This window comes from Macrococcus brunensis (genome assembly GCF_004359615.1).
Classification (GTDB): domain Bacteria; phylum Bacillota; class Bacilli; order Staphylococcales; family Staphylococcaceae; genus Macrococcus; species Macrococcus brunensis.
On sequence record NZ_SCWA01000005.1, the window covers coordinates 1 to 26,648 of the forward strand.

The 26,648-nt window shown below is 38.6% G+C and carries 22 protein-coding genes, 2 pseudogenes and 1 CRISPR repeat array; of the genes and pseudogenes, 18 read left to right on the top strand and 6 right to left on the bottom strand.

Translation table 11 applies throughout. The annotated features are described in order from the left end of the window. Positions 1 to 206 (top strand): annotated as a pseudogene (locus ERX27_RS11465) (IS5/IS1182 family transposase); the annotation flags it as partial. Here ERX27_RS11465 and ERX27_RS03585 read toward each other — a convergent pair. Continuing rightward, a complete protein-coding gene (locus tag ERX27_RS03585) occupies positions 195 to 1,892 on the bottom strand; it encodes a M3 family oligoendopeptidase (RefSeq protein WP_133431470.1) in 1,698 nt (565 codons plus the stop codon). The pseudogene ERX27_RS11465 and the gene ERX27_RS03585 overlap by 12 nt on opposite strands. 113 nt (positions 1,893 to 2,005) lie before the next feature. On the opposite strand from ERX27_RS03585, the gene ERX27_RS03590 reads away from it, so the two are divergent. Together ERX27_RS03590 and ERX27_RS03595 are read left to right on the top strand one after the other, a co-directional pair. After that, on the top strand, positions 2,006 to 3,445 hold the full coding sequence (locus ERX27_RS03590; protein ID WP_133431471.1) for a phosphate--AMP phosphotransferase: 1,440 nt from the start codon (positions 2,006 to 2,008) through the stop codon (positions 3,443 to 3,445). Continuing rightward, positions 3,424 to 4,227, top strand: coding sequence for a phosphotransferase family protein (locus ERX27_RS03595; protein ID WP_133431472.1), 804 nt, complete (start codon positions 3,424 to 3,426; stop codon positions 4,225 to 4,227). Before ERX27_RS03590 ends, ERX27_RS03595 begins: the two co-directional genes overlap by 22 nt. A gap of 35 nt (positions 4,228 to 4,262) precedes the next feature. On the opposite strand, the gene mroQ is transcribed toward ERX27_RS03595, so the two are convergent. Further along, complete coding sequence (gene mroQ / locus ERX27_RS03600; protein WP_133431473.1) at positions 4,263 to 5,021, bottom strand: intramembrane glutamic endopeptidase MroQ; 759 nt, start codon at positions 5,019 to 5,021, stop codon at positions 4,263 to 4,265. Positions 5,022 to 5,188: 167 nt separating this feature from the next. On the opposite strand from mroQ, the gene groES reads away from it, so the two are divergent. From groES to ERX27_RS03640, 8 genes are all read left to right on the top strand, one after another. Beyond that, a complete protein-coding gene (gene groES / locus ERX27_RS03605) occupies positions 5,189 to 5,473 on the top strand; it encodes a co-chaperone GroES (protein ID WP_133431474.1) in 285 nt (94 codons plus the stop codon). Between the two features lie 33 nt (positions 5,474 to 5,506). Next, positions 5,507 to 7,129, top strand: a complete 1,623-nt coding sequence (gene groL, locus ERX27_RS03610) for a chaperonin GroEL (protein ID WP_133431475.1) — start codon at positions 5,507 to 5,509, stop codon at positions 7,127 to 7,129. A gap of 288 nt (positions 7,130 to 7,417) precedes the next feature. Continuing rightward, positions 7,418 to 11,443: a type II CRISPR RNA-guided endonuclease Cas9 gene (gene cas9 / locus ERX27_RS03615; RefSeq protein WP_133431476.1), complete on the top strand. Its 4,026-nt coding sequence runs from the start codon at positions 7,418 to 7,420 to the stop codon at positions 11,441 to 11,443. Further along, positions 11,440 to 12,315, top strand: a complete 876-nt coding sequence (gene cas1 / locus ERX27_RS03620; protein WP_133431477.1) for a type II CRISPR-associated endonuclease Cas1 — start codon at positions 11,440 to 11,442, stop codon at positions 12,313 to 12,315. Before cas9 ends, cas1 begins: the two co-directional genes overlap by 4 nt. Positions 12,316 to 12,341: 26 nt before the next feature. Then, a complete protein-coding gene (gene cas2, locus ERX27_RS03625) occupies positions 12,342 to 12,650 on the top strand; it encodes a CRISPR-associated endonuclease Cas2 (RefSeq protein ID WP_133431478.1) in 309 nt (102 codons plus the stop codon). Continuing rightward, the gene (locus ERX27_RS03630; protein WP_133431479.1) at positions 12,647 to 13,492 is read left to right on the top strand and encodes a hypothetical protein; all 846 of its coding nucleotides are present in this window, start codon (positions 12,647 to 12,649) and stop codon (positions 13,490 to 13,492) included. The genes cas2 and ERX27_RS03630 overlap by 4 nt, the downstream gene beginning before the upstream one ends. A gap of 83 nt (positions 13,493 to 13,575) precedes the next feature. Continuing rightward, positions 13,576 to 15,982: a CRISPR direct-repeat array (repeat unit 36 nt; unit sequence GTTTTAGAACTATGATCTTTTAGAATGAAGTGAAAC). A 180-nt stretch (positions 15,983 to 16,162) separates the two neighbouring features. Beyond that, positions 16,163 to 17,122, top strand: coding sequence for a hypothetical protein (locus ERX27_RS03635; RefSeq protein WP_133431480.1), 960 nt, complete (start codon positions 16,163 to 16,165; stop codon positions 17,120 to 17,122). Position 17,123: 1 nt separating this feature from the next. Beyond that, entirely contained in the window at positions 17,124 to 17,609 is a 486-nt protein-coding gene (locus ERX27_RS03640) for a DUF805 domain-containing protein (protein ID WP_133431481.1), read from the top strand. A 117-nt stretch (positions 17,610 to 17,726) separates the two neighbouring features. Here the strand turns inward: ERX27_RS03640 and ERX27_RS11365 are convergent, their stop codons facing one another. After that, entirely contained in the window at positions 17,727 to 17,876 is a 150-nt protein-coding gene (locus ERX27_RS11365) for a hypothetical protein (RefSeq protein ID WP_165983074.1), read from the bottom strand. 237 nt (positions 17,877 to 18,113) lie between these two features. Continuing rightward, positions 18,114 to 18,616, bottom strand: a pseudogene (locus ERX27_RS03645) (anion permease); the annotation flags it as partial. A 149-nt stretch (positions 18,617 to 18,765) separates the two neighbouring features. Between ERX27_RS03645 and ERX27_RS03650 the strand changes: the two are divergent. Beyond that, complete coding sequence (locus ERX27_RS03650) at positions 18,766 to 19,125, top strand: hypothetical protein (protein WP_133431482.1); 360 nt, start codon at positions 18,766 to 18,768, stop codon at positions 19,123 to 19,125. Positions 19,126 to 19,188: 63 nt separating this feature from the next. Next, positions 19,189 to 19,836 carry a metallophosphoesterase family protein gene (locus ERX27_RS03655; protein WP_133431483.1) on the top strand — a complete coding sequence of 216 codons (648 nt, stop codon included), beginning with the start codon at positions 19,189 to 19,191 and terminating at the stop codon, positions 19,834 to 19,836. On the opposite strand, the gene ERX27_RS03660 is transcribed toward ERX27_RS03655, so the two are convergent. Continuing rightward, on the bottom strand, positions 19,833 to 20,993 hold the full coding sequence (locus ERX27_RS03660; protein ID WP_133431484.1) for a low temperature requirement protein A: 1,161 nt from the start codon (positions 20,991 to 20,993) through the stop codon (positions 19,833 to 19,835). The genes ERX27_RS03655 and ERX27_RS03660 overlap by 4 nt on opposite strands. A 48-nt stretch (positions 20,994 to 21,041) precedes the next feature. Next, positions 21,042 to 21,272 (bottom strand): hypothetical protein, encoded by a 231-nt coding sequence (locus tag ERX27_RS03665; RefSeq protein WP_133431485.1) that lies wholly within the window; start codon positions 21,270 to 21,272, stop codon positions 21,042 to 21,044. Between the two features lie 93 nt (positions 21,273 to 21,365). Here ERX27_RS03665 and ERX27_RS03670 point away from each other — a divergent pair, with 93 nt between their 5' ends. From ERX27_RS03670 to ERX27_RS03690, 5 genes are all read left to right on the top strand, one after another. After that, the gene (locus ERX27_RS03670) at positions 21,366 to 22,559 is read left to right on the top strand and encodes an NAD(P)/FAD-dependent oxidoreductase (RefSeq protein ID WP_133431486.1); all 1,194 of its coding nucleotides are present in this window, start codon (positions 21,366 to 21,368) and stop codon (positions 22,557 to 22,559) included. Beyond that, positions 22,559 to 23,461, top strand: coding sequence for a nuclease-related domain-containing protein (locus tag ERX27_RS03675; protein WP_133431487.1), 903 nt, complete (start codon positions 22,559 to 22,561; stop codon positions 23,459 to 23,461). Before ERX27_RS03670 ends, ERX27_RS03675 begins: the two co-directional genes overlap by 1 nt. A gap of 105 nt (positions 23,462 to 23,566) precedes the next feature. Next, positions 23,567 to 24,070, top strand: coding sequence for a hypothetical protein (locus ERX27_RS03680; RefSeq protein ID WP_133431488.1), 504 nt, complete (start codon positions 23,567 to 23,569; stop codon positions 24,068 to 24,070). A 56-nt stretch (positions 24,071 to 24,126) separates the two neighbouring features. Further along, positions 24,127 to 26,178 (top strand): HelD family protein, encoded by a 2,052-nt coding sequence (locus ERX27_RS03685; protein WP_133431489.1) that lies wholly within the window; start codon positions 24,127 to 24,129, stop codon positions 26,176 to 26,178. Then, positions 26,178 to 26,639: a DinB family protein gene (locus ERX27_RS03690; protein ID WP_133431490.1), complete on the top strand. Its 462-nt coding sequence runs from the start codon at positions 26,178 to 26,180 to the stop codon at positions 26,637 to 26,639. The genes ERX27_RS03685 and ERX27_RS03690 overlap by 1 nt, the downstream gene beginning before the upstream one ends. The last annotated feature ends 9 nt before the right edge of the window (positions 26,640 to 26,648 follow it).

Consider the following 26,648-nt stretch of genomic DNA (forward strand, 5'->3'; position numbering starts at 1 on the left):
TGTCAGTTCGAGGAACTGCCAAAGTAAAAAAAGAAATTGGTATCGCCTTAATGGCAGTAAATATAAGAAAAATGGCTGCCGTAGGCGGTCAGATTATCTGTAAAAATCATAAAAAGACGAAAAAAATGTTGAAATCACATTTTCTTCGTCTTTTTTTACTACCCAGAACTATTTATGTCCCAGACTCTTTTAACTTAGAATTTTGAAGCATCAATCTGATCGATATAGTTCTCAAGGTAGATCATAATATCTTTCAGTGTACCTGTACCAAATGGTGACGCAAGATGGGCTTCTTTAACCAGCGTATTAAATGGCAGAGAGCCACCCAGCTGGCATAAGTGCAGATAATCCTGCCAGGCAGAAGCAAAGTCCTCACGGCTGCGTTTGAAGAACTGGAACGCACACACTTGTGCAAGTGTGTAGTCGATATAATAGAACGGTGAACTGAAGATATGATTTTGGCGATGCCAGAGTGAACCTTCAGCAAGCGGCATGATACCGTCATAATCACGATGCGGCAGATATTTTTCCTCGATGGTTTTCCAGAGTGATTTTCTTTCGGCTGGTGTCATCTCAGGATTTTCATAGACACCATGCTGGAATTCATCCACAGCGACGCCGTATGGTAAGAACTGAATGGCATCCGTTAAATGTTTATATTTAAATTTATCCGCATTCTGGAAGAATAGGTCCATCCAAGGGTAAGTGAAGAACTCCATGCTCATCGAATGAATTTCACAGGCTTCATGTGTCGGCCATAAGTAGTCCGGCACTGTTAAATCTCGTGAAGAATAAACCTGAAACGCATGTCCTGCTTCATGAGTCAGTACCGTGATATCATGGTCTGTCGTATTGAAGTTTGCAAAGATGAACGGTGCACGGCAGCGGTCGATATAAGTACAGTAACCGCCTGCTTCCTTGCCTTTTTTAGCAAGAACATCGAACAGTTCGTGTTCCATCATATATTGATAGAATTCATCTGTTTCAGGGCTCAGTTCACTGTACATTTTGCGGCCATTTTCCAGAATGACTTCAGCATCATCTTTAGGATTTTCGTTACCATTTAAGAACATGACAGATTCATCATAGAAGTTCAGTTTGTCAACGCCAATCCGTTCCGCCTGCTGCTGATAGAGTTTTGTCGCAACAGGCACGACAAACTCTTCTACTGAACGACGGTAATCACGTACCATCTCCTGATTGTAGTCGATACGCTGCATACGCATATAGCCGAGCTCTATAAAATTATCAAAACCTAGTTTCACTGCAATGTCGTGGCGTACTTTTACCAGCTGATCATAAAGCTCATCAAAATCAGCTAAATGTTTGCCCATAAATGACTGGACGGCTTTTGTTGCTTCGATACGGGTTTCACGGTCTGGTGACTGTGTGTAAGGCGACATCTGCGTGAGTGTCAGTTCCTGACCGTCGAACTCAATCAGTGCACTGGCAATCAGTTTTGAATAGTCACTGCTCAGTTTATTTTCCTGATTGATCAGTTCTTCGACTTCTTCTGAGTAAGAATTGACGACGTTTGCAGCCAGATCAAAGAGCTGCTGACCATAGTGAGCCTCTAACTCTTCTCGGAACTGACTATTTAGAAGTGCTTCAAAGTAAGCAGCTTCCAGTGCGACGATCTTAGCACCATTCGCATCAAAATAATCTCTTTCATCAGAATAAAAAGCATCATTGGTATCGATAGATGCACGGATATAGGCTATATTTGAATAAGTGTCAATCTCACGTCTGATGTGATTAAGCTCATCAATCAGCTGGATCTGGTCTTCAGCACTTGCTGCATGTTTAAACTGATTTAACAGCTGATCGGCTTTCTCTCTTGCTGCATTTAAATCAGGGCGCTGATATTCAAAGTCTTTAAATGTAGTTGTCATATGTATCCTCCTTAGGTATGCTTAATTTAATATTACAATATTCTGTCAAATTAAGATACATGAAGCGTTTTGAAAGAGGGAACAGACATTGTAATGAAGAGGAGGAGAAACAGATGACTAAAATCGATGAAACATTAGAACTGAAAGTAGCAGAACTCGTCAGACAGACTCATGAAGCCAAAATACCAGTCATGGTTATATTTGAAGGGGTGGCAGCAGCAGGTAAATCAAGACTGTCCAATGAACTGTTACTAGCGCTTGATGCGAAGTATACGCATTTTTACGCTACAAAGACACCTTCAGAAAAAGACTTAAGAATGCCGTTCTTATTTCCTTACTGGAAGAACTTACCGAAGCACGGTGATTTAACGTTATACTTCCGTAGCTGGTATGCGAATCTAATTGATTACAAGCACCATAACCTGAAACCGGAAATCTTTAAGGACCATCATGTTCTGTTAAGTGAAATCAAAGGGTTCGAGAAGATGCTTCTTGATGATGGCTACCGCATCATTAAATTCAATGTGGTCGTAGATGAGAAGAAACGTCAGGAACATATTCAGCAGACAAAAGAGAACCCGCTGACACGCTGGAAAGCACAGGAGTTTGAGAAAGCAATTCCGGCAGATATTTATCTTGATGAGATGGATGTGCTGATGAAAGAAACAAAGGATATTGCACCATGGCATACCATCAACTATACAGAGCGTGGCCAGGCTGTTAATGATATGTATGAGACCATCATCAAGGAACTGGAACAAGCGCTGAAAGATAAAAAGAAAAAAGAAGACAAAAAAGAAGTAGATGGCAAATTCACAGATCATTTTGAAACAGACTTATTCGAAGATACAGAAGATGAAATGTCGAAAGATGATTACAAAGAGCTGCTGCCGGAGCTGCAGCAACGAATGCGTGAACTGCAGTATGCACTCTATGAACGTAAAATTCCGATGATTTTAGTCTATGAAGGGATGGATGCAGCGGGTAAAGGCGGTAATATCAAGCGTGTCCGTGAGAGCCTGGATCCGACAGGTTATGAAGTCAACGCTATTTCTGCCCCTACAGAAACAGAGCTGAGCTATCACTACTTATGGCGTTTCGCTACACAGATTCCGAGAACCGGTCATATCGAAATCTTTGACCGCAGCTGGTACGGTCGCGTACTCGTCGAGCGTGTAGAAGGATTCGCCTCTACGGAAGAATGGCAACGTGCATACGAAGAAATCAATAATTTCGAGAAGAGCCTGACGCTTGAAGGGGCTATCGTCATCAAGTTCTTCCTCGTTCTTGACAAAGAAGAGCAGCTGACGCGTTTTGAAGAACGTCAGAATACACCGGAGAAACAATGGAAGATTACAGATGAAGACTGGCGTAACCGCGAAAAATGGGACATCTATCTCGAAGCAAGTGAAGACATGATCAAAAAGACATCTAAAGAGAATGCGCCGTGGGTTATTGTACCCGCTAACAACAAGAAAGCTGCACGCATCAAGGCACTGCGCACCATTATTGAGCGCTGTGAGGAACGTTTATGGGGCGTCAAGCGTTACTAACAGTCGCCCATCAGTTTCAGCTGAAACTGGAAGACTTTAAACCACTTGACCAGCGAACTCACCAGTTATACCGTGCAGGTCATCTGGTGATTAAGCTGATTGATAAGACAGAAGCAGATATCTATCGAAAGCTGGGCGACTCGATTGAACTACCCGTCGTCTATCTGGATAATGATGTCATGGTCATGAAAGATTTAGGTGAATCTCTGGCGGGCCGGCACCTGACAGAAGAACAGACGAAGCGGATCATACAAAAACTCATCCGTATACAGCGTGCGCCGGTAGAAGTGCCTGTCTATCCTCTTGATGAGATAGAACGCACGTGGTTGCGTGATCTTTGTGATGAACTGAATATCGATCTGATGACAACAATTGATCGTTACTATGACGAGATGCAGGTCAAGCACTACCAGCTGAAGTTACCGCTTGTGCTGACACATGGCGATCTTCACCGGGGCAATATTTTTGACCGCTCTCATATTCAGCTGATTGACTGGGAGCGAGCAGCTCTATCATCCCCTGTCCGTGATATCACAATGCTGCTGCAGGATTTTGCGACTATAGAAGAAATCAATTATTACCGCGACGCATTCCATCAGATGATGCCCTATGAAATGAATCAAACGGACTATACAACGGAATTTAGTCTCTTCTTATTAGTCAATACTGTCAAAATGCTGGTCTGGGAGCTGTCGAAGTATCAGCAAGGTATGCAGAATCAGGATGAAACGAAGCGTGAAGTGAATAGAAAAATGGATATATTGAAACTATTAGAAACATAAAAAGTGTCGCAGTTTTTAACTGAACTGCGACACTTTTATATTAAGAGATGCCAGATGAACTGTGTGGTACTCTTCATCTGTTTGGCAGCTTCTTCTATTTTATCACCCATTGTAAACTGCATGATGACGACAAAAGAGTTCATCATCATATGGGCAAGAATCGGTACGATAATGCGGCGAGTGGCTGCATAAAGTCCTGCAAAAACAAATGCCATACCCAGATAAATGAGTGTATGGTCGAAATCCATGTGTGCAGCAGCAAAAATCAAACCGCTCAGTGTGCCAGCGATCAGGAATGCTGCCCAGCGTGGTAAACGGATGAATTCATATAATTCGCCGAAAATGACTTTACGGAAGACGAATTCCTCCAGGAACGGACCGGCTAGTGAAATAATGATAATAAAGAGCGGATTCTGTTTTGCGACTGCCATGATGTCTGTCGTATTCTGACTTTCAGCAGGCTGATGCAGCACGTAGATATTAATCATATTCATGATAGCCTGCGCCACTAGCGCCATAAAGAATCCGGCGATAATCCAAATGACTGTATACAGCCATCGCTCTTTAGGCAGACGTTCCAGATGTGTTTCATTCGTGATGCTTCTATTGATGAAATACACGAGAACACTTGCGAGAATAAAAGCTCCAATCATATATGGAATCACCTTCATCATCATTTCAGAAGCTGAAAGATTCTGGTTGGCGTAAATAATAGCAGGGATAAGAGAAGAGATTTGAGCTCCCCCGTAGATAAGGACAATCAAAATATCTGCCCAGAGACGACTTAATTTCATAGCTAACTCCTTCAATTCAATATATTTTCATTGTACAGTAAAAATGATGTTAGTAAAAATTTTATACAGCAAATCAATTGCAATCTTGACCTTCTTTGATTAATATTAAAGTATATTAGCACTTGAACGATAAGAGTGCTTATACATTCCACTAAGGAGGATTTCACATGTTAAGACCATTAGGGAACAACGTGATTTTAGAAGTCAAAGAACAGGAACAGAAGACAGCAAGTGGTATCATCTTAACAGATTCAGCAAAAGAAAAATCAAATGAAGGTATCGTTGCTGCGGTAGGACCTGGCCGCTTACTTGATAACGGCGCACGCGCTGAAATGCAAGTGAAAGTCGGAGATAAAATCATCTATTCACCGTTCGGTGGTTCTGAAGTGAAAGTCGGCGAAGCTAAATATTTAGTGCTTTCTGAAGACGATGTATTAGCAGTAGTTGAATAAAAATCAAGCGATAAAAAATGGAGGTATTCACACATGGCTAAAGAAATTAAATTCTCTGAAGATGCAAGACGCTCAATGCTTGAAGGTGTTGACAAACTTGCCAATGCAGTTAAAGTAACGCTTGGGCCAAAAGGTCGCAATGTCGTACTCGATAAAAAATTCGTAGCACCCCTCATCACAAATGATGGTGTGACAATCGCAAAAGAAATTGAATTAGAAGATCCATATGAAAACATGGGTGCTAAACTCGTCGCAGAAGTGGCGAATAAAACAAATGAAATCGCTGGTGACGGTACAACAACAGCAACAGTACTTGCACAGGCAATGATTCAGGAAGGCCTGAAAAACGTCACAAGTGGTGCGAACCCTGTCGGCATCCGTCAAGGAATCGATAAAGCAGTTGCAGTCGCATTAGAAGAACTTGCTTCAATCTCTAAAGAAGTCTCAAGCAAAGAAGAGATCGCACAAGTCGGCGCGATCTCAGCAGCTGACGAAGAAATCGGTCAGTTCATCTCAGAAGCGATGGAGAAAGTCGGTAACGACGGTGTCATCACAATCGAAGAATCTAAAGGCTTCAAAACAGAACTTGAAGTGGTAGAAGGGATGCAGTTTGACCGTGGATATGCTTCACCATACATGGTGACAGATTCAGATAAAATGGTTGCTGACCTTGAAAGTCCATTTATCTTAATCACAGACAAAAAAATCTCATCATTCCAGGACTTACTGCCATTACTTGAGCAGGTTGTACAAACATCACGTCCAATCTTAATCGTTGCAGAAGACGTAGAAGGTGATGCACTGACAAACATCGTCTTAAACCGTTTACGCGGTACATTCACAGCCGTTGCAGTTAAAGCACCGGGCTTCGGCGACCGTCGTAAAGCGATGCTTGAAGACCTGGCGATTCTGACAGGCGGACAAGTCATCACAGACGACTTAGGCTTAGAGCTGAAAGAAACAACAGTCGATATGCTCGGACAGGCAGCAAAAGTACACGTGACAAAAGATGATACAACAATCGTAGAAGGTAAAGGCGATGTGAACAACATCTCAGCACGTGTCTCTCAATTAAAAGCGCAGATTGAAGAAACAACATCAGAATTCGATAAAGAAAAATTACAAGAACGTTTAGCGAAATTATCTGGCGGAGTCGCTGTCATTAAAGTCGGTGCCGCTACAGAAACAGAGCTTAAAGAACGTAAACTTCGTATCGAAGACGCATTGAACTCTACACGTGCAGCAGTAGAAGAAGGTATCGTTGCAGGTGGGGGAACAGCACTTGTTTCTATCTACAACAAAGTCGCAGCAGTCGAAGCGACAGGTGACGTCGCAACAGGTGTCAAAATCGTCTTGAAAGCACTTGAAGCACCAATCCGTCAGATCGCTGAAAACGCAGGACTTGAAGGATCAGTCATCGTTGAAAAAATCAAGCATGCAGAAACAGGCGTCGGTTACAATGCAGCTACAGATGAATGGGTCAACATGATTGAAGCAGGAATCGTGGATCCGACAAAAGTCACACGTTCAGCATTACAGAACGCAGCCTCAGTTGCAGCGATGTTCTTAACGACAGAAGCAGTTGTCGCAGACATCCCGGAAGAAACACCAGCAGGTGGAGAAATGGGAATGGGCGGCATGCCAGGCATGATGTAAGGATAGAAATTTAACCACTTTTCAGATTGAATCTGGAAAGTGGTTTTTTGTATACAAAAAAACCTCACTGACACAGTGAGGTGTTGGTATGAATACCACTTTTACGCTTAAAGCTTATTTTAACTTATCTATGATCTTTTAGAATGAAGCGAATGCTTCTAAAAATATTATATCAAATATTACTGAAAAAACTAGTATGATAATTAAAAATCTAAATTTTATAAAAACTAATACGCAAATTATTTTAGAAATGATATATTTACATTATTAAACAAAGGAGTGGATTTAATGAAAAAAGGAAATTCTTCTTATATTCTAAGTCTGGATATCGGAGTGGCTAGTGTAGGATACTCAGCGATGGATAAAGAATTTAATATACTAAAATATCATGGCAAAAATGCAATCGGAGTTCTTACTTTTGAAGCTGCTAACACTGCAATGGAAAAACGTCTTCAAAGGGGTGCGAGAAGAAGATACAATCGTCGAATAAAGCGCCTAGGTTTACTTCAGGAAATTATGGCTCCTCTTGTAAAGAATCCTGACTTCTATAAATATGAACAGATTTCGCTATGGAAAAATAGCAATCAAGATTTTCAAGGTGAATCTTTAACAGAAGTACTGAATTATTTAAATATTAATACAAAAGAATACCCGACAATCTATCATTTACAACATGCTCTTTTGAATGAAAAGAAGAAGTTTGCCCCTGAATTAATACATATTGCTTTATATCATCTTGTGAAATATCGTGGTCACTTCTTATTCGATCAACTGGATTTAAGTCAGAGAACAGGTAATGAAGGAGTGAATGATTTAAGAGATTTAATTGAGAGTTTCGAAATATTGAATGAACTAAACTTAAAGATTGATGACTCTGAACTCCAAAAAGTTTATAACATATTGAAACAAGATGATTTAACACGTAATGATCGATCGAAGCAACTTAATAAATTACATAAACCTTTGACAGAAGTCTTTAAAATGTTATTAGGTATGAAATTTAAAGAATTCGATTTATTCGTCGGAATGGATAATTATCAAGAATTAAAAGAAGAAAAGAAATCTTATACATTATCAGATGATTATGCAGCTTCATTGAGTGAACAGTTAATTCAGGAACAACGTGATTTTATTGAACTTGGTAATAAAGTCTATATGTCGTTGATTCTGGAACAGATTTTAAAGAATGCGACATGTATTTCAGAATCTAAAGTCAATGATTACAATAGATTCAAAGAAGAACTGACAAATGTTAAAGATATGATTTACAAGAAAGATAAGACTAGGGAATTGTTTACTGATATTTTTGTGTCTTCTAAGAAAGCACTAAAGAAATATAAAGAATTACCAAATGACGAAAATTACAAAAAATTATGTTTGTTTGATAGATATTTAGAACATCCGAAGACTAAATATGATGAATTGAAAAAAGAGTTAAAAAAACATATAGATGACGCTCATCCTTATGGACAATTACTCGAAGAAGATAAGCTCTTAAGAGTTCTGAATACTGTTGATAATTCAAGTATACCTATGCAGAATAATTTATATGAAGCAGAACGCATCTTAAAGAATCAGCAGGAGTATTATAAGGAAATTACTGATGAAATGATTGATAAGGTTTTAAGTCTCATTAAATTTAGAATTCCTTATTACGTAGGTCCTCTAGTCAAACAACCGGATAATCAGAAATTCGGTTGGATGGTGAGAAAAAATAATGAGAGAATAACGCCTTGGAATTTCGATAAAGTTGTTAACCGTTCTGCTAGCGCAGAAAAATTTATCCGGAAAATGACAAATAAATGCACCTACTTAATAAACGAAGATGTATTGCCGAAAAATAGTTTGATGTATCAAGAAATGGAAGTCTTAAATGAACTGAATGGTATACAGATTCGGCCGGAAAATGCCGTAAAACACAAAAAATATCGACTGGATCCACGCATTAAAAAATACATATTCAATGAAATATTTAAAAAAAATAAAACTGTGACGCATAAGACTCTGTTTGACAAGATGAAAAAAACAGAACACCGTCTCTATTTTCATTCACTTGATGAAAAATTAAATGTATTTGGTACACAAGATGAGGGAAGGTTTACTTCTAAGCTTTCAACTTATCAGGATATGAATAAAATCATCGGTAATGTAGAAGAAAACTATAAAATGATTGAAGAACTTGTTTTGTGGATTACTATTTTTGAGGATAAAAAAATATTAGCTGAAAAAATAGAAAAAAGTTATCCTGAGCTTACGAAAAAGCAAGTAGATGCTTTGAAAAAACTGAATTATTCAGGATGGGGAAGAATAAGTGGAAAACTTTTAACCACGGATTATAAAGGTCATTCAGTTATCGACTTATTAAGAAGAACAGATCAAAACTTTATGGAGATTCTTACGAATAAAGATTATGGATTCAAAGACTTTATAGCTGACGAAAATCAGACAGAACATCAGCAGGTAAGTTATAGCGATGTAACAGCGCTTGCCACTTCTCCAGCTCTTAAAAAAGGAATTTGGAATACGCTGGAGATTGTCAGAGAATTAGTTTCAATATTTGGAGAACCCTCTGAAATTATTATAGAGTTTGCGACAGAAGACGGCGAAAAAGGTAAGAGACAGAAATCAAGAAAACAGATCTGGGAAGACACGATAAAAAATAATGGCTTAAATTCAATTGACGAATATAAAAACGTGATAGAAGAAGCAACTGAAACAGATTTCAATTTTAAAGAAGATAAGCTGTGGCTATACCTTTCACAGAACGGAAAATGTATGTATACTGGTCAACGGCTTGATATTCACAAACTGATGGCCGACAAAGGAAATCATTTATATGAGATAGATCATATATATCCTCAGCGCTTATTGAAAGATGACAGTATTAATAACAAAGTACTTGTGTTAAAAACAGCGAATCAGCATAAATCTGGTGATGCCTTACCTCTTGAAAAGATGAATAAAAATATTAAAAGTTCTATGATTAGCTACTGGAAGAAATTAAATGATAATGGTCTTATCAGTAGTAGTAAGCTTTCTAAACTGATGAAGCCTACATTAACTGAACTGGATAAAGAAGGATTTATACAAAGACAGCTTGTAGAGACCAGACAGATTTCTGCACACGTAAGAGATTTCTTGAAAGAAGAATACCCTGATACTAAAGTAATCCCAATGAAAGCACGTTTTGTAAGTGATTTTAGAAAGAAGTTTGAAATTCCTAAGATTCGAGAATTAAATGACAGTCATCATGCAGTAGATGCTTATTTAAATGGTGTTGTTTATCAGGCTGGAAGAGTTTTATATCCGAAAACAGATTTTTTTGATTTTAACTTTAAGCGTGAAAAAGTCATTGAAAAATGGAAAGCGATGGGTGAAGATTTAAATAAAAATAGAAAAGCAACTGAGTTCTTTTTCTTTAGAGCATTAGAACAATATGAATTATCACCAGGAGAACTTTTAATTTCAAAAATTAAGTTGGATATTGATTGCTTCAAGTTTAACTACGTCAGGAAAACAGGCGGTCAGGAAAGTGCCTTTTATAAACAGACAGCATTTTCTCCGAAAGTAGATTCCGCTAAATATCAATCAGACAAAAATCAATTTATTCTTTATAAAGAAGTGAAGGTACTTAAGTCGCACGCTATATTTTATAAGGAAAAAAATGACAAAGGGAAAATTAAAGAAAAATATAGTATTATTGATGAATTTGTCATTGAAAGTTATCAAAATAAAAACTTATCACGACATGATTTAGCATTATACTTAGCTAAAAGAGATTCTAAATATAACATTGTAACAGCAAAGTATTTATTTGAAGTCAATAAAGGGGATTTAATTTACTTAAATGAACATCCAAGTTATTTTGTATCAAGTGGGGAAGTTATTAATGGCAAACAATTCGAGTTATCACTTAATGAACAACTTCAACTTAAAAACTCATTAAGTGATTATTCTAAATTAAAAGCTGAAGAAATGAATATGATTTACAAAAATATAGCTGAAAAAATGATAATAGCTTATCCGCATCTTCTGCCTAAAAAGAATAAAGAGCAGAAGATAGAGAAAATATTGGGTTATTTTGAATCGACTGAAATGACATTAAATGATTATCAAAAATGTATGAAGGAAATCTTTAAAGTAACTGGGGCAAATGCAGGAAGGTCTGATTATTTAGGTGGTAGAATAAACGGTTTAACAGATAAGACATTCTTCGGTAAGGAGCAAAACGCGAAAATTCAATATCAATCTATTACAGGTCTTAAATCCACAAAACCTAAGTCCCTTTTTAAATTAGCGGAGTCAATGAAATGAGTTTTCGTACAGTAGTAATCACTAAGGAGTCGAAGCTATCATTGCGTATGAATCACCTTGTTGTAAAATCAGATTCTATAGTACAAGTCCCTATTGGAGAAATTTCATGTCTAATTATTGAAAACCCGAACATTACGATTACCGGACATTTGATGAATGCTCTTACTGAAAATAAAATAATGACAATAGTTTGTGGTAGAAATCATCTACCACAGACTTTTCTTCATGCGGTATACGGTCATCACCGTCAATCCAGACTGATTGAACAACAAATAGGCTGGCAGGAAAACTATAAAAAGAGACTATGGCAGCTAATCATTCAAAAGAAAATTAGCCATCAAAAACAATTGTTAAAGCACTATTACCGACAGCTTGATTTAACAATGTTTGATAGTTATATTGCTGACACACAGCTGGATGACCTTACAAACAGGGAAGGACATGCAGCCAAAGTATATTTCAATCTCTTTTTTAGTGATGAAATCACACGTGATACTGAACATGCTAAAAATGCTGCACTAGATTATGGTTATCAAATCCTACTGGCTGTATTTGTAAGAACAATTGTCAGCAAAGGATACTTGAGTGAAATAGGAATCAAACATAGAAATGAGTTTAATCTTTACAATCTTGCTTCTGATTTAATGGAAGTTATGCGACCTATTATTGATCATAAAGTATTAAAAACAATTCATGACCAGTTTGAAAAAGATGAGAAACGAGAAATTGCAGATGTGCTAAATCAAAAAATAGTCATAAATAATAAGATGTATTATTTAGTCAATGCCATTGAAATTTATGTTGATAGCGTATTTAAATATTTATCAACTGGGAATGAGAAATACATTAAATTTCCGAGTTGGAAGTATTAAAGGGGATATTCATGGAGGCGAAATATTTGAGACTTTTTGTAATGTTTGACTTACCGGTGGATACTTCACGGGAAAGACGCGCTTATAGACAGTTTGTTAAATATTTGACCAATGAAGGATACGTTAGAATTCAGTATTCGATTTATAGTAAGTTGATTTTAAACAGAAGTACATTATTACATCAGATGAATAAGCTGAAAAGAGAAGTGCCACTTAACGGAACAGTTCAGACCTTAACTGTGACAGAAAAGCAATTCAGTGACATGACTTATCTTGTTGGAGAAGCACCTCAAGGAATGATAGGACTTCGGACAGATCGGGTGATTGAACTATGAAAATTGCAAGCAATCTTTCAGCAGTTATAGATATTAATGAAAAGAAAATTAATACAATAGCTTTTGAGGATACGTATCAATGCAATGAGTTTATTCGTAACTTATTGAATTATCTTTGTTCCAAAGAAGACGGAGATGATTTATTCAGTGAACTTATCGATGAAGATATTTCCACCGTTAATGTAAAGTCCTTTCATAGTATTGTCATCAACTGCGGCACATTGGATTTGATATCTGAGAAGCAGATGAAAGATGCTTTATTAAAAAGAATCGAGAGTGACTGCAGGGGAAGAGAGGATATAGGACAAGTCTATGAAAAGATTGAACGTGAAATCGGGAGACTAGCTTCATTGGTAAAAATCGATGATGAGCAGTATCAAATAGAGTTGGATGAAACACAATTGCAATTCAAACAATTTTTAAAATTATTTAAAATAGATGTCCATAATAACTTTAGTAATTTAAGTGCAGTACAAGCTAGGAAAGTATGTATTGATTTAATGAAAGATAAGAAGAAAGAAAATATTTTATTCTTACTATTTCCTGAAGCGAATTTAGGTGTAAGAGATATGAAGAATTTTCTTAACATGGTTAGAAGCTATCAGATGACTACGATAATAGTGACAAATCATCCTTACTTTATGGTGGAAGCGGATAATCTAGCGATGAGCAAACGAAATATGACGCTATTTGACCTTAATGAAGTCAGAGAGGAATTTAAATTACTATTTCCTGAAGATGATGTCGATGAAAGAATTATAAAACAGATAGCTATTAATGAATTTATGCAAAGCCATCTTATTAAAGATGAAAGGTACATCAAATTTATTAATTCTTACTAATAATGTATAATAGTAAATAACTATGAAACTACTTCACTATCATTATAAAGATTGTATTAAAGCTGATAAATTCATAATTTGAGGTTTTAGAACTATGATCTTTTAGAATGAAGTGAAACAACCTGATTACGATGCACACGACGGAGACTGTTTTAGAACTATGATCTTTTAGAATGAAGTGAAACTATCTATCTGACGGGCATGTAACTCGTCCGGTTTTAGAACTATGATCTTTTAGAATGAAGTGAAACATGAGGTGATGAATAAGATGCTTGAACTAAGTTTTAGAACTATGATCTTTTAGAATGAAGTGAAACCGAAAATCATGAAATTTGATGAAGATGTACGTTTTAGAACTATGATCTTTTAGAATGAAGTGAAACAAGTGATGTACTTTATATTGAGAGTGTTATGTTTTAGAACTATGATCTTTTAGAATGAAGTGAAACAACAGTAGTCGGTATCATCATCACTTATATGTTTTAGAACTATGATCTTTTAGAATGAAGTGAAACATCTCAATCGTGAAACATGTTAAAGATAAAGTTTTAGAACTATGATCTTTTAGAATGAAGTGAAACAAGGCCTTCTTAAAATGATAATCATAATCAGTTTTAGAACTATGATCTTTTAGAATGAAGTGAAACATCGCTTTAACTTTGGCATCGTGTGACTCCGTTTTAGAACTATGATCTTTTAGAATGAAGTGAAACTAATGACAACAGCAGAGATGCGGAATTATGTTTTAGAACTATGATCTTTTAGAATGAAGTGAAACACCGGAATAAATTCAGTCACACCATTCGACGTTTTAGAACTATGATCTTTTAGAATGAAGTGAAACTAAAGTCATCGTTGATCTGCAGAAAGAACTGTTTTAGAACTATGATCTTTTAGAATGAAGTGAAACTTCGTACATTAACTCCATAACATACTTATCGTTTTAGAACTATGATCTTTTAGAATGAAGTGAAACATGGTGAAGCGCTTGCTGGCGGCTCAACTGGTTTTAGAACTATGATCTTTTAGAATGAAGTGAAACGCATATTTAAAGTTATAAGCATTCATAACGTTTTAGAACTATGATCTTTTAGAATGAAGTGAAACATATAGGATATTGACTTGATGCCATCCACTGTTTTAGAACTATGATCTTTTAGAATGAAGTGAAACCCGATATTGATGAAGACGGCGATATTATAAGTTTTAGAACTATGATCTTTTAGAATGAAGTGAAACATTTGGTGAAGCAGTTATACCATTCAATCGTTTTAGAACTATGATCTTTTAGAATGAAGTGAAACGTTTGAAGTCATTGGTATCGTGAAACTTACGTTTTAGAACTATGATCTTTTAGAATGAAGTGAAACGATTGGATGCGTGCTAATGGCTACTTAATCGTTTTAGAACTATGATCTTTTAGAATGAAGTGAAACTATGAAAAATGACAAACAATGAAATGACAAGTTTTAGAACTATGATCTTTTAGAATGAAGTGAAACATTGTTTTACTCATATCATAGTAGTAATGCGTTTTAGAACTATGATCTTTTAGAATGAAGTGAAACTGGAGTTATGTAAAAGGCATCTTAAATAACGTTTTAGAACTATGATCTTTTAGAATGAAGTGAAACACATTTTTCACTGAAGAGACGAAAAAGATAGTTTTAGAACTATGATCTTTTAGAATGAAGTGAAACTGGTAGGATGACGAATATTGTAGTGCTTACGTTTTAGAACTATGATCTTTTAGAATGAAGTGAAACAAGAACAGATGCGCACTGTGCAAGTGAAGCGTTTTAGAACTATGATCTTTTAGAATGAAGTGAAACTCATTATGATTGACCGTCACAAATTGTGGTGTTTTAGAACTATGATCTTTTAGAATGAAGTGAAACCTCTTCCGTGAAATAGTAGAGTGAGTACTTGTTTTAGAACTATGATCTTTTAGAATGAAGTGAAACTGGTCAAGCTGAAGATGCTGCTAAAGATGCGTTTTAGAACTATGATCTTTTAGAATGAAGTGAAACTGATGACTATATGAACGGTCATAAACGCTGTTTTAGAACTATGATCTTTTAGAATGAAGTGAAACGGAAGCAAGTTCAACTATTACGCTTAGTGGGTTTTAGAACTATGATCTTTTAGAATGAAGTGAAACCCACTTCTTGAATACTGTCATTAACAATTGTTTTAGAACTATGATCTTTTAGAATGAAGTGAAACATCCTAATGCTTTCAGTGTATTAATCTCTTGTTTTAGAACTATGATCTTTTAGAATGAAGTGAAACTGGGGAAGCACTTCTCCGGTCAAAACAATTGTTTTAGAACTATGATCTTTTAGAATGAAGTGAAACGCTCAATTTGAAAAGCGCGGGGACAAGTGGGTTTTAGAACTATGATTTTTTAGAATGAAGTGAAACGATGGAATCCTCTAGGTCTCCGGTGTCCCGGTTTTAGAACTATGATCTTTTAGAATGAAGTAACAAATTTCTTGTTTAATATCGTTAATATTCTGATTTAAAAGAAGATTTTGTAATCATATAATATTCATGAGTCGCATTTTTTAGTGCGGCTTTTTTGTGGTTCTACAACCTCCATTTGACTTTTAACAACTTTTGGAATTATCATGTAATTAATGGTATTGAATACGAAATGAGGGTTGTGCGATGAAACGTGTCTTATTGGGTCTATTAATATTATTTATAGCACTTACTATTTTTCTGGATACACGGGATTATGTATTAGGCACTGATTTGAAAATCGAAGAGATACCTGATGTGTCTGGTGAATTTGAAGACTATACTATGGCATATGATGCTATGGAAAGTTCGCTTGATGGAGTGGGAAATCTTGATTATACAGCTGCTTATTCGAAGCACCTCTATAAGTTATCGGATGGTCACTACTATAGTCTAGAGATGCTTGATGCTAGCTGTAAGTCTGCCTACTATCTTTATACAGGGTTTATTGAAGTTAAGAATCCTTCTGTCAGCGAATTATCGTTTCCCGAGAATAAATTCAATCTCATTCAGGTTGGCGATAAGTTTCAGCAGAAATCCTGGGATTTAAAGAGTAAAGCAGGAGTTCATCATTTTAAAGTAGGTGAATTCAGTCAGAGTGACCGGATTGAAGACAGAGTTTCGATGAATGATAAAGGCACTGCAGGGTTGCTCGTCTCTACGATACCGAATAAAGATGTGATAGTGATTAATCAGGAGGGTCTCTGGCTTGATCGAGGTAATAATAAGGTCGGTATGGATGAGAAGATGAAATCTTTTCGTTCTGAAAGAGCTGCGCTTGCTGCTGTTAAAAAGGATGACTTCGGTCGTCTGGCAGGTGTGCTGAAGACAGGGGATATGAATTTCTATCTTTTCAGTCGTCAGATTGATATATTTCATGAGTATACAGTAGTGCCCGTTCGTCTGGATAAAGGACAAGTAAGTGCGGGTAAGTATGAACGCTTCACTTATAAAAAGGACAATGAGTTCGAAAGTGAATTTGAAGAGAAAGTGGATGATGTCGTCTATAACCTTCACTTTCAGCAAGGCGGTAAAATCACGCACTACCCGCATCATGTGAAGGATGGTACGATAGATATTGCGGTTGAAGTTAGGAGTGAACATTAGCATGACAATGAAAGAAGCAGTTATTGCATTCTGGATGAAAGGCTTTGATTTCTCAGGTCGTGCCAGAAGAAGTGAGGTCTGGCTGAACATTTTAGCGAATGTCATCATTGGCTTCCTGATAGGGATGCTGTCGCTGGTCATTGATGCGGTGACTGGCTGGCGTCTGCATATTGCTGAGCACTTCAGCTTTTTTATGGAGACGATTTTTCCGTCAGTTGTACTGATACCGGGCATGGCGCAGGCTAGTCGTCGTCTGCACGACATCAATCTTGATGGCCGGATTGCGATTGTTATTACAGTGGCAAGTGCTCTTATTGATTTTGCTGTTAAGCATAAATCATTTTTCCCGCTTAACTTTGAGAAGTCCGGCGTAATGATCATATTCAGCGTTATATTAGGTATCGGCGGATTTTGTCTGTTCATTGTGAACTTTATTAAAGGTCATACAGGTGCTAATCAATACGGCCCTGACCCGAAGGTGATATAGATTAAAAGAAGGAGCTGATGGTCAGCCCCTTCTTTTAATAGTCAATTCTAACGGTACTGACATCCGGTCTTCTTCCAACGCTTGTACGATATAATCTTCAAATATAGTTTGCTCGCCTTACTTTTTAGTCTGATATCTGCTGTTGAAGTCGAACAGTATGGCGGTGATAAAGAAAATGAATAAGCCGAACATGGTGTGCTGGTATAAGACGCCGACTATTAGACCGAGTATCATGGCAAAGACTAAATTTATCAGGAATTTATACATAAGAATCCTCCCTCAAGATCAAATACGATTGGTATCACATTTCTGCTTTGATGAGATAAGTATAAGGAGTGAAAAAGAGCAGCAGGAAATACTGTCTGTTTCATGCTTTTACCGTCACTATAGCTTATAGTTAACAGAAATTGTATTTTTTACGGAATGTTTAAGGAAACTTTAAGGTAATGTCTTCTCCAGTTTTAACGACAACCGTAAAAAACAGCCTTTATATGAAGGCTGTTTTTAGTAGATACCTATTATTTTGATCCATAATGAACCGAGACCGGCCCAGATGATGATATAGAAAATGGCGAGTAATGCGTTCATTTTCCACCAGTCACTCTGCTTAACGTAACCGGATGAGAACAGGATAGGGGCAGGCCCGCTGCTGTAATGTGTGGTTGATGCCATCAAGTTGCTGGAGAAGCCGCGTAAAAGTGCACTGAGTAGTGGCGGTGCACCTGCTGATATCGCAACAGCAAGTAGAGCGGCATACATAGCGCTGACATGTGCAGTTGAACTTGCGAACAGATAATGTGAATAGAAATAGAACAGGATGAGCAGTATCAAGACAACTGGCCAGATGAAATGGCCGAGGCTGCTTGAGATAGCTTTACTGAAGCCATATAGATCCCAGAGCGAGTAAGTGAACCCATGGTGTTCAGTTCCTCTTCTGCCCAGAGACGTGCATTCGGCGTTTCCTTGATTTCAGGCGGATATATTTTATATATGATATAAGGCACAAGTTCTGCGACTGGGCGTTTTTTCATTGAGGTATGATGCCTGAATTTCTGATGATTATATGTGACTTTAACCTTAAACTTTCCTTAAAAATCCAGTACTTTATATTAAATGTAAATATAATGATTTATAATGCAGGTAAGGAGGCTTGGAGATGATTAAAAAAATTGAACGTCACCCGTGGTTATTTGTCAGTGCGTGGATAATCCCATATCTCTTATTTGGTCTGCCTTCTTACCAGTCACAGCATGCCTGGCTGAAGATATTCATTTATATTTTACTGTCACTCGTCTTCACGTATTTCTATTTTAACTGGAACGTCGATGAAGTCGAACTGAACGAGGCACTGAACAAAGAGATAAAAAAGACTGGCTTATCTAAGCAGCAGCTCTGGTCTTATACTGGATTGAATGCTTACATTATAACGCCTGCTGAAAAAGAAGGTTATACCTTTTTTATGGATAAAGCTGACAAGAAGCGTCTGCTGAAAAAGTTAAAAGCTTATAATCAATAAGTCATAGTTTTTTTCATTCTTTAAGTGGTAAAATAAAAGCACTACTTTAGAGGGTGATAGACAATGGAATATTTTATCGTGGGTGATGTCCATGGCTGTTTTTATACACTGAAGAGGTTGCTTCAATACTGGGACAGCGATCATCAGAAATTGATTTTTGTCGGAGACTATATCAATAAAGGGCAACATTCCCACAAAGTTGTGGAGCTCATCAGAACGCTGCAGCACAAGTATCCAGGTACAATCTGCATAAAAGGAAATCATGAATATGAAATGGTTCAGTATATTGAGCAACATGTGCCGATACAAGACATAAAAGAAAATTTTCGTCATACGCTTTCTCAGTATGACCTTAAAGATAAGTACCGGGACGATCTTAAATGGATGAAGAGTCTGCCGTTATATTATGAAGATGATGTCGTCTATGTCACACATGCAGGTGTCAATTGGCTCGGGCTGCGTAAGTTTAAGGAAAATTCAGGCTGGAGTGTGCTCAGATATCGCGGACGACTGAAGAATATGAAGAAACTGCAGGTTTTTGGTCATACACCGACTGAGTCCAAACATGCAGAATACAGCAAGAAGTATAACAGTCTTAACATTGATAGTGGGGCTGGTAACTTCGATAACATGACAGCTGTTCTAATCAGTGAATCGGGTAAAATCAAGAAAGTCTATACAGAGAATGTCAAAAAAGAGGACTATCACTAGTCCTCTTTCTGTATGTCTGGATGTTTCTTTTTATAAATATATAAGTAAATGAAGAAGATAAGGGTAGTGGTCACCGCGCCTGTGATGGTCAGCGTGTAAGCCATATGTCTTGTGATATAGGCAATAATAAAGCTGATGATGAGGATAACGGGAATAATGATGCGGAGCGTGCGGTCACTTGTGAACTTCTCATGTGAATACTGAAGTGTCAGAATCATACCTGCATAAAAGAACGCAAAAGCCGCATGCATCAGTTGAATCTTAAATGAATCTTCGACAGGTTCTTTTGCATTCAATACAAGTGATGCATTAAGCATCCCTAAACCGATAATCATCAGAAAATGAGCAATTGTCATCGTCAAACCTGAAGAATAGTTCTCCTGCTGAATTAATCGGTTAGACTTCAGCCAGTAGGCACCGAAAAGTGAGATGATTGTCATAAATAAAATAGGATAGCTGAAATGCAGGTGTTTGATATCAAAGATTTTAGTGAGTCCTATGATAGCTTCACCGAACATAATGATGATAAGTAGTGAATAACGTTCTGACAGATGAGGAACATTCACACCTGACAGCTGAATTCTTTTTCTGAAAGGCATGGGTAACAGACTGGCTGTCAGAATAGCTGCGATAAAGAAAACATACATCAGTGGACCTGATACAAATATAGCGGTTAATGCGAGAGCAGCACTGATAAGCATGTTTATACCGAATAGTTTAGCAGCAAAGCGGTCATGCGGCAGAATTTTATCTTTTAATGCCAGAAAAAACTGCAGGCTGGTACTGAAGAAAAGAATGGCTACACAAATATTAATAGGGTCAAACACTGCATTCATCTCACCTTTTAAGCTGATGGCCAGAAAGATAGCGATGAACATGTTGAACAGCAGGAAAAATATATCTTTCGCACGAATCAGCCCGAAACGATTAGTATAAGTCGTCTGATAAGACCAGACTGTGTAGAAAACGAGCGTCATCATAAAATATTTGATAAAATTTAGCAGAGGAATATCACCGTTTTCTGTATACAGAATGGTGTGGGAAATCTGTGAAATTGCATAGACAAAGACCAGATCATAAAAAAGCTCTGACAGATCGACCGCTTTTTTATCCTCTTTATGTCTATCAGTTAAGTCTTCGAATAATTGTTCTTCCATGTAAGTCTCCTTTAAAAAGTGATAAAAAAAATCAGCCGCAGCTGATTTTTATAGTTCTTCAATGCCTTGTGGTGCAAGTTTGATGATTTTATTGACATTGATAGAAGAGAAATCATCTTGTTCTTTAATGGTCAGGAAACCATTCGCATCGCGACCCAATTTAGCGATAAAGTTATTGAAAGTGATGGTTTCATTTGTTGTCACACGTTCAAAATGATGGACGATCACGTTATCTTCCATCAATACTTCAATCTTTAAATACTGATTGCTTTCAGACATGAGAAAAGCTCCTTTATTAATTGGTTTTATAAATTACTATTCTTTACCCGTCTCACATGTTTTTACACATACTATCAGGAAGAAGGGGTTTTTATGCTGCATAACGGGAAATTATTCTGGCCACAGACGTTTAAGGGGAACGATTATCCATCACTCGACGCCTCTATTCAGTGCGAGGTATTAATTATTGGAGGCGGTATGAGCGGGGCGCTTAGTGCGTATACATTCGCACAGGCCGGCTATCAGACAGTGCTGATTGATAAAGGAAGGATTGCAGCAGAAAGTTCAGCTGCAAATACAGGGCTACTCCAGTACATGAGTGATAAGTCACTCCATGAATGTATCGAAGACTTCGGTGCTGAAGCGGCTTATCATTTCTATCGTCAGTCTTATGAAGGAATGACGCATATTGAAGCGTTATGCAGTGAACTGCCGGGTGACGTGCAGTTTATTAAACGTGAAAGTGTGCTCTATGCATCGAGAAAGAAAGATGCCAAGTTTCTGAAAAAAGAATATATCACGCTCAGAAAATACGGTTTTCCTTGTCAGCTGCTGGACAGACATGAACTGATGACGCGTTATGAAATTGAAGCAGAAGGTGCACTCATCACTTATGAAGATGCAGAGATTAATCCTTATGTCTTCATTCAGCGCCTGCTGGAGAAAGCTGTGAATGAATTCGGTCTACAAATCTATACAGATACTGAATTGTTGAGATGGCGAACGAAGCAGGGAAAAGTGGTCTGCCGAACTGCTGGTGGCACCCGGGTAACGGCGGACCATGCTATCTATGCAGGTGGTTACGCAGACAATCATTTTGTCAAGAAAATCAAAAAAAGAAAATTGATAAGATCATATGCGATCGTCACGAAACCGGTAGAGCAACTCTGGCCGAGAAAGGCGATGCTCTGGGAGACAGCACGACCTTATCTTTATATACGGCATGCACAAGAGAATCGAATCGTTGTCGGTGGTCTGGATGATAATAAGAAACAGGTTCCTGGTAAATGGCGTATTAACCGGAAGACTAGACAGCTGAAACGTGAATTCGAGTATATTTTTCCGCATATTCAGATTGAGATTGATGCGCGATATGGTGCAAGATTCGGTGAGACGAAAGACGGACTGCCATTTATCGGTGAAGTACCAGGTAAAAAGAATTGCTATATGCTTCTCGGATATGGCGGGAACGGCACGGTCTATTCAGCGTTCGGCAGCAGGATGCTGCTGGACATGGTGCGCGGAAGACGCACGCAAATGCAGCAGATTTTCAGGTTGAATAGATAATGATTTTGAAGACAGCTGTTCAGGATAAATTGAACTATTACTTGTCTCTGCAGGAACGTTGTATGCTGGATGAAAGTCAGCGTTCTGATTTCGTGCGGACGGAGCTCGGGTATAGTGGCGAGCAGTCTTTTGTGGAAATGGTCGGTGATTACGGGGTCATTCTATGGGACGCGACTTTGTCTGCACCGTATTTAGGCAGTGCACAGTTTGATGTATTACTGATTACAGGCAGTAAGATTATCCACTATGACATCAAAAATTTTAAAGGACAGTTCAGGTTTGCAGGTGGGCGGCTGGTTTCAAGTTATAACCGACAATATGATAACCCGAAACATCAGCTGGAGCGTGCACATTCTATACTTGAACGGCTCATGCAGCAGTCAGGATATACGGGTAAAGTAGAGAGTTACTTAGTCTTTATCAATGAGCATTTTCATGTGAGTGGTGCTTTAGATGACAGCTGGTTGATGCGAGGACAGTTGCAGGAACATTTTAAAAGATATAAGAAGAGTGTTGTGCAGGAGTATCAACTGGAAATCGGCAGGTTATTGATGGATTATAATCAGCCGTTTGATCATCTGAATCAACCTATTAGAGTGCCTTTTTCAGAAGTGCAGCCAGGGGTGAGATGCCCCGAGTGCAGAAGGCTTGTGCGAATCGACTTTAATGGGAAAATTTATCATGAATGTGAGAAGTGTCGTGAATCTGTGAAGGTGACGGAGATGCTGAGAGCAAGTTTGGACGAATTATATTATGTAAAGGGAGAACCATTTACTTATCGTGAGGCGATGGAGTGGTGCGGTCATCCTTCAAGATCGACACTTCAGCGTCTGTTGAATCAGCATTTTATCAAGTCAGGCCATACAAAAGGGGCGACGTACAGTTTGAGGGAAAAGAAATAGGAGTTGGTGCAAAAACAGCTAATTGCACCAAGTCTCAGGGAAAGCTGGCGCAAAAACAGCTAATTGCACCAAGTTTAAGCCACATCAAAGGAGTCAACGATTGTTATGCCGAACAAACTGCAGAAAGAAGTCAATCAACTTTATTACGGCGAAGGTCTATCAGGAGTAGGATTTCTGCTGCTATGGTTCGGCACGGCACTCTTTAAGCCGGAGACGCGCGTTTTCCTCCTCAGTCCTGCGACGTTTTTTTCTGTCCTCAATATTAGCCTGATACTACTGACAGGGAGTTATTTCTGGGGCATCATGAAGCACCATGTAGATAGGAGGAAGAAGCTTGTTCTCACAGATCATCAGACCCAAAGATTCAGACTCCTTCAAATATTCATCATAGTCATGATAATCATATCGACAATCGCGATCCTCGTCACCCTGCCCCATTCGCATGATATGTGGCTGCTGATTGCTTTAACTTATATCTTTATGTGGCTCGAATATATCAATTACTTTCACATCCGCCTCTCTTATTTGACCTCTAGAGAATTCAAGCAGCTCGTGATAAAACGCAAGCTGACAGCGTCTCATCTCCGCCGTGCTATCAAAAACAAATAGGTTTACATTTCGCGTGGATTCGCTAAACTTATCATACGCGAAAAAAGGAGGACGTTATGGTCTCTAAAAAACAAGAAGCGCTACATTTAGAAGGCGTCAAAAGCCTGATTGATATTATACACAACGAATTATCTGGAGAACTTGAGAAAACGACAGGAGAACTCATTGAGGAGCGTCGTTTCGCACTGGAAGAACTCGGTACAGAAATCTCAGATGACGCACAGATTGAGTACTCACAGGTGCTCCCGTCACTGAAATTTCAGGAGGAACTGCAAGTCAGCAGACAGGATGTCAGAAATAGTCTCGGCAAGATGAAGGACAGACCATACTTTGGCGCAGTGACGATTGATGATGCTGACGCAGGCACTGAGAAACTCTATATCGGTCTGAACAGTCTGAAAGATCCATCAACACGCGACCTCATTATCTACGACTGGCGAACACCTATTGCCTCTGCTTATTACGCGAATCACCTGGGAAATGTGGACTACGAAGTACCGACAGTCGGTATGCAGTCTGTCGATGTTAAAGAGCGCATTCAGCTGGTCATCGAGCACGGAGAACTGCTGGATGTCTTTGACTCGGAACTTTATATCGGTGACGATGCATTGCAGCATCTCCTGGTCGATACAGCGAAAGACAAGATTAAATCCATCGTGACAACAATCCAGGAAGACCAGAACCGGATTATCCGTCAGAATTCAGCGCAGGATCTTCTTGTGCTTGGCCCGCCGGGAAGTGGAAAGACATCGATTGCGATGCAGCGTATTGCTTACTTACTCTATCTGCATCGTCACAAAATGAATGCAGATAACATGCTGTTCATCACGCCGAATGAAATGTTCGGCGATTATATCGCAGAAGTACTGCCGGAGCTTGGTGAAGCGTCTATCAATGCCATGCCTTTTTACCGGCTGCATGATAAGTTAAGACGCAGCTATAAATTTGAGACGCTCTTCCAGCACATTGAACGCATGCGAAAGTCAGACGACACGACTGCCTTTCAATTGAAGTCTTCTCCGCGTCTGCTTGATGCCATCAACATGCATGTCAGTCAACTAGCCGAGAAAGGTATTAAATTCCGGACTATTAAAATTAAGGATGACTATTTTGCGACCTCAGAGGAACTGACAGAACTCTTCTACGGTAAATTTAAAGACTCACCGATTGATACCCGTCTGAAGAAGATTCAAGTGGAGCTCTGGCCGCGTTACCAGGAAGTGCTGAACAAAGCGATTAAAGAACGGACAAAGGCACTGAAGAAAGTGACCCGTTATATCGGAACGGACGAGGAACTTGAAAGACAGGCAAAGCAGGAGAAGACGAAGCAGTTTCGTGTCATCAGAAATTATATTCAGCGTCTGGAATTCGTCAATGTCGAAAAAATCTATCTGGACATTCTGCATAAACTGGATAAAACAGTTCGTCAGATGACGCTCGAGTCGCTTAGGGCGAAACAATTAAACTACGAGGATATTGCACCGCTCTTACTTTTGACGATAAAAGTGAAAGGACTTGAGCGGGAGCCGAAGATTCAGCATCTCATTATTGATGAAGTGCAGGACTACAGTCCAGTGCAGCTTGCTGCAATCTCCGCAGTATTTCCGAACGCACGAAAGACGATGCTTGGTGACCGTAATCAGCTGGTTCATCCAGTTATCAGTAGTCAGGTGACAGGGGAAGCCATTGAACTCACTAAATCATACCGGTCAACGGTTGAAATCACGGATTTCACGAAGACGCTGATCGGCAATGAGACGACTCAGTCTCTCGGTGTACACGGCGATCCGGTTGAGGAGCTCTCTTACAGTGACTTCAAGATGAAGCTTGCTGAACTTAAGTCAGACAGTGTCGCGATTATTGCACGGGACGCAGCCCATGCAAGAGACATAGCAGATGATCTGTCAGCCGTCACATTACTTACTCACGACCAATATACGTTCACAAAAGGGAAGATTTTGATGCCGAACTATATGTCAAAAGGCTTTGAGTTCACGCATGTCTTTATACTGGATTATGACCTTTATGATGCTCACAAAGATCAATATCTTTTATATACTGTGGCATCGCGTGCGACGAGACATCTTTATTTAGTGGAGGCAGAGTAATGAATGAAATCATGAATCAGATCAGCTGGCAGATTGAAAGTCTGAAACAGTTGTTCCGCCGCGTCAGCTTTTTCTCGATGGAACAGGAAATTTATCCGGGGGGCCGCACATGCCAGGAACTGCTCAATCATATCGTCTTACTCCCTGAAGCGGATTACAGACTCAGCCAGGGCGCATCAAAGGAAGAGATAGACCAGTTCACGCATTACTGGCAGAAAGAACTGACATCAACAGAGATGCTTGAAGCACGTCTTGACCTGAGCTTCAGTATTTTAAAGGATGCCTATAAAGAGCTGGAACCAGAAGAACTAATGGTCAAGACAACAAGCTACTGGGGAGCAAAGTATAATCAGAAAGAATGGCTGCTTGTTATTCTGACGCATCTCAGCCATCATCGTAGTCAGCTCTATACGTTTCTGAAGACAGAAGGCGAGCAGATAGACGTGAAACTGTTCGAGTAAAGTTGTGTT

Excerpts from the sequence above, each read along its gene's own strand:
- ERX27_RS03665 (WP_133431485.1), bottom strand. The coding sequence starts at position 21,272 with ATGTCTGAAAGCAATCAGTATTTAAAGATTGAAGTATTGATGGAAGAT.
- ERX27_RS03650 (WP_133431482.1), top strand. The coding sequence starts at position 18,766 with ATGATTAAAAAAATTGAACGTCACCCGTGGTTATTTGTCAGTGCGTGG.
- ERX27_RS03690 (WP_133431490.1), top strand. The coding sequence starts at position 26,178 with ATGAATGAAATCATGAATCAGATCAGCTGGCAGATTGAAAGTCTGAAA.
- ERX27_RS03590 (WP_133431471.1), top strand. The coding sequence starts at position 2,006 with ATGACTAAAATCGATGAAACATTAGAACTGAAAGTAGCAGAACTCGTC.
- ERX27_RS03670 (WP_133431486.1), top strand. The coding sequence starts at position 21,366 with ATGCTGCATAACGGGAAATTATTCTGGCCACAGACGTTTAAGGGGAAC.
- groES (WP_133431474.1), top strand. The coding sequence starts at position 5,189 with ATGTTAAGACCATTAGGGAACAACGTGATTTTAGAAGTCAAAGAACAG.
- groL (WP_133431475.1), top strand. The coding sequence starts at position 5,507 with ATGGCTAAAGAAATTAAATTCTCTGAAGATGCAAGACGCTCAATGCTT.
- ERX27_RS03640 (WP_133431481.1), top strand. The coding sequence starts at position 17,124 with ATGACAATGAAAGAAGCAGTTATTGCATTCTGGATGAAAGGCTTTGAT.
- ERX27_RS03655 (WP_133431483.1), top strand. The coding sequence starts at position 19,189 with ATGGAATATTTTATCGTGGGTGATGTCCATGGCTGTTTTTATACACTG.
- ERX27_RS03680 (WP_133431488.1), top strand. The coding sequence starts at position 23,567 with ATGCCGAACAAACTGCAGAAAGAAGTCAATCAACTTTATTACGGCGAA.
- ERX27_RS03595 (WP_133431472.1), top strand. The coding sequence starts at position 3,424 with ATGGGGCGTCAAGCGTTACTAACAGTCGCCCATCAGTTTCAGCTGAAA.
- ERX27_RS03675 (WP_133431487.1), top strand. The coding sequence starts at position 22,559 with ATGATTTTGAAGACAGCTGTTCAGGATAAATTGAACTATTACTTGTCT.
- ERX27_RS03660 (WP_133431484.1), bottom strand. The coding sequence starts at position 20,993 with ATGGAAGAACAATTATTCGAAGACTTAACTGATAGACATAAAGAGGAT.
- ERX27_RS03685 (WP_133431489.1), top strand. The coding sequence starts at position 24,127 with ATGGTCTCTAAAAAACAAGAAGCGCTACATTTAGAAGGCGTCAAAAGC.
- ERX27_RS03585 (WP_133431470.1), bottom strand. The coding sequence starts at position 1,892 with ATGACAACTACATTTAAAGACTTTGAATATCAGCGCCCTGATTTAAAT.
- mroQ (WP_133431473.1), bottom strand. The coding sequence starts at position 5,021 with ATGAAATTAAGTCGTCTCTGGGCAGATATTTTGATTGTCCTTATCTAC.
- ERX27_RS03630 (WP_133431479.1), top strand. The coding sequence starts at position 12,647 with ATGAAAATTGCAAGCAATCTTTCAGCAGTTATAGATATTAATGAAAAG.
- ERX27_RS03635 (WP_133431480.1), top strand. The coding sequence starts at position 16,163 with ATGAAACGTGTCTTATTGGGTCTATTAATATTATTTATAGCACTTACT.
- ERX27_RS11365 (WP_165983074.1), bottom strand. The coding sequence starts at position 17,876 with ATGTATAAATTCCTGATAAATTTAGTCTTTGCCATGATACTCGGTCTA.
- cas1 (WP_133431477.1), top strand. The coding sequence starts at position 11,440 with ATGAGTTTTCGTACAGTAGTAATCACTAAGGAGTCGAAGCTATCATTG.
- cas9 (WP_133431476.1), top strand. The coding sequence starts at position 7,418 with ATGAAAAAAGGAAATTCTTCTTATATTCTAAGTCTGGATATCGGAGTG.